This is a genomic window from Trinickia sp. (assembly GCF_035492435.1).
GTDB lineage: Bacteria > Pseudomonadota > Gammaproteobacteria > Burkholderiales > Burkholderiaceae > Trinickia.
On the sequence record NZ_DATJJF010000202.1, the window covers coordinates 1 to 2,930 of the forward strand.

The 2,930-nt window shown below is 62.4% G+C and carries 3 protein-coding genes; 2 read left to right on the forward strand and 1 reads right to left on the reverse strand.

The genetic code is table 11. From position 1 onward, the window contains the following. On the reverse strand, positions 1 to 422 hold a 422-nt coding region (locus VL598_RS14410), incomplete at its 3' end, for an MmgE/PrpD family protein (protein ID WP_325327407.1). 142 nt (positions 423 to 564) lie between these two features. Between VL598_RS14410 and VL598_RS14415 the strand changes: the two genes are divergently transcribed. Both VL598_RS14415 and VL598_RS14420 read left to right on the forward strand, forming a co-directional pair. After that, positions 565 to 1,611 (forward strand): alcohol dehydrogenase catalytic domain-containing protein, encoded by a 1,047-nt coding sequence (locus VL598_RS14415; protein WP_325327408.1) that lies wholly within the window; start codon positions 565 to 567, stop codon positions 1,609 to 1,611. A gap of 155 nt (positions 1,612 to 1,766) precedes the next feature. After that, positions 1,767 to 2,915: a DDE-type integrase/transposase/recombinase gene (locus tag VL598_RS14420; RefSeq protein WP_325327409.1), complete on the forward strand. Its 1,149-nt coding sequence runs from the start codon at positions 1,767 to 1,769 to the stop codon at positions 2,913 to 2,915. Positions 2,916 to 2,930 lie beyond the last annotated feature (15 nt).

Consider the following 2,930-nt stretch of genomic DNA (forward strand, 5'->3'; position numbering starts at 1 on the left):
ACGTCGTAGCCGAGCACCACCGCGCGCAGCAGGGCCGTGCCGTTGCGGCGGTTGCGCTCGGCCATCGCGAGCGCCGCGGGCACTACGCTGCAGCCTGGATGCACGAGCGCGAGATAATAGGCGTCGTCGGTTTCATCCGCATGCGCGAGCATGCCGTTCGCGAGCGCCGCGTTGGCCGCCGACGTGACGACCCGGCTGCCCACGATGCCGGCTTCGGGCACCCCGCCCAATGCGCTCACGTATTCGATCGCGCGGCGGCCCGGCAGCAGCGGCGCGCCCGATACCATCGCCGCCAGCGTGTCGAGCACGTGGTATTTCGCGCGCTCCATGACATCCGCCGGCAGCCGCTGCCGCGGCACCCGCGCGATGTACTCACTCAATTTGCGCATGACGGGAGAAATTGCCGGTGCAGTTTTGGCCATGATAGAAGGCACTCTTGACAGCGATTGACGAGAGAGTCGCGATATTAACTCACGGCGGCGGGATTGAGCCGTGGGCACTTTAGTATTTGCGCCGCTTGGTGCACTATGGCGCTCGTCATGCAGATTGAGTACGGGTGAACGAATGAAAGCGATGGTGCTGCGCGCGTTTGGCCAGCCGCTCGAGCTCGCCGAAATGCCAAGGCCGCAGGTCGGTCCCGCGGACGTGCTCGTGCGCGTGCGTGCTTGCGGCATCGGGCTTACGGTGGTCAACCTGCTGGCGACGCCGGGGCGAGTCACCGCGTACCCGCGCATTCCCGGCCATGAAATCGCCGGCGACGTCGTCGAAGTCGGCGACGCGGTGCGCACCGTCAAAACCGGCCAGCGGGTAACCAACCATTTCTACCTGACGTGCGGGCAGTGCAAGCAATGTCGCGCCGGCCGTGAAACGCTGTGCCTCAATCAACGCGGCAATATCGGCGCCGCGATCGACGGCGGGTATGCGGAGTACGTGGCGCTGCCCGAGCGCAACACAGTGCCGATTCCCGATGGCGTGTCGTACGTCGACGCGGCGGTCGCGTCGGACGCGATCGCCACGCCGTATCACGCGTGCCACAAGGAAGCGCGGCTGGGCCCCGGCGACAGCGTGCTGATCGTGGGCGCCGGCGGCGGAGTCGGCATCCACATGGTGCAAATGGCCAGGCTTTGCGGCGCGCGGGTGCTCGCCGCGGACATCGGCGATGACAAGCTTGCCCTCGCGCAAGCGCACGGCGCCGATGAAGTCATCGACGCACGCAAGGCGAATCTGTCGGACGCGGTCAAGGCGCTCACGCAGGGCTTCGGCGTCGATGCAGCGATCGATATCGTCGCGAGCCGCGCAACGCTCGAGGCCGCGCTGCAATCGCTGGCGGTGGGCGGCCGCCTCGTGATCATAGGCGCGCAGCCGCAACCGGTGTACGGAATTGAACCTGGATTCACCGTGAACCCGCTCGAGTTTTTGCATCGCGGGCTCGAGCTCCATTCGTCGCGTTACGTGAACGTTGCCGAAATCGCGCACACCCTCGAGCTCGTGCGCTTGAAGCGCATCAAGCCGGTCGTGACGCAGACTTTCGCGCTCGAGCGCGTCGAAGAAGCGCATGACCTAATACGCCGCAATGCCACTGCGGGGCGGCTGGCGATGGTAATAAGTTAGAGCGGAACGCTGTTCCCATCCTCCCCTTCAAGGGGAGGACCTAGGCGGGTGCAAACCGGTAACATCATTTACAAAGTAAACCGGGCACATGGTTTACATCCTACAGTGTGTTGGCAAAGGAGGGCTTGCCAATGCCATGGACGGAGACCTGTGCGATGGATGAACGAAAGCGCTTTGTGAACGATTGGTTGAGCGGGCGGTTCAAGAAGACGGAGCTGTGCGCGGCGTATAGAGTCAGTCGTCCGACTGGAGACAAGTGGATCGAGCGAACGATAGCAAAGGGGATGCAGGCGGTGGCCGAACACTCGCGAGCGCCGCATCGACACCCGAATGCGACGGCGCCCGAACTCGTTGAGATGATCATTCAGACTAAGCTTGCACATCAGAGCTTTGGGCCCAAGAAGGTACTCGATCGTCTGCGCGATGAGTATCCGCGCTGCCGATGGCCTGCTGACAGCACGGCCGGTGAGATACTCAAACGCGCGGGCTTGGTCCGGCCGCGGCGAATGCGCCGCCGGGTTCATCCGGACAGCACGGCGTTTGCAGCCTGTCAGCGCTGTAATCAGTTGTGGAGCGTCGACTTCAAAGGCGATTTCGCGCTGCGCAACCGTCAGCGCTGCTATCCGCTTACGCTGAGCGACAACTTCTCGCGTTATCTGCTTGCATGCCAGGGGCTCGCGCACCCTACGACCGAGGCGGTGCAACCGTGGATGGAATGGGCGTTTCGCGAATACGGCTTGCCCGATTGCATCCGCTCGGATAACGGGCCGCCGTTTGCCTCGCTTGCGGTCGGTGGCATCAGCACCTTGTCCAAGTGGTGGATCAGACTCGGTATTCGTCCGCAACGCATCAGACCAGGCAAGCCCGGGCAGAACGGCCGCCATGAGCGCATGCACCGCAGCCTCAAGGCGGCGGCCGTTTATCCGCTGGCGCCGAACTTCACTGCCCAACAATGCCGTTTCAATCACTTCCGACACGAATACAACTTCGAGCGATCGCACGAAGCTCTGAATCGAACGACACCGGGTAAAGTCTATCGCGCTTCGCTCAGACCTTATCCGGCCAAACTGCCGGCTGTGGAATATGGCAACGATGTCCTCGTGCGCTACGTGCGACCCAATGGAGAAATCCGTTGGGCAGGAGAGCTCATCTATCTGTCCCACGTCTTGGCCAAAGATCATGTCGCTCTCAAGCAAATTGGCGAAACTAAATGGCAGATCCGCTACAGCTTTCACCTTCTTGGACTGCTCGACGAACGAACGAAAACCATTGAACCCGTGCAACACTGGCACCGCGATGCCTGAAAATGTAAACGATGT

Bases quoted from the DNA above. Each gene is read 5' to 3' on its own strand.
- VL598_RS14420 (WP_325327409.1), top strand. From the start codon at position 1,767: ATGGATGAACGAAAGCGCTTTGTGAACGATTGGTTGAGCGGGCGGTTC.
- VL598_RS14415 (WP_325327408.1), top strand. From the start codon at position 565: ATGAAAGCGATGGTGCTGCGCGCGTTTGGCCAGCCGCTCGAGCTCGCC.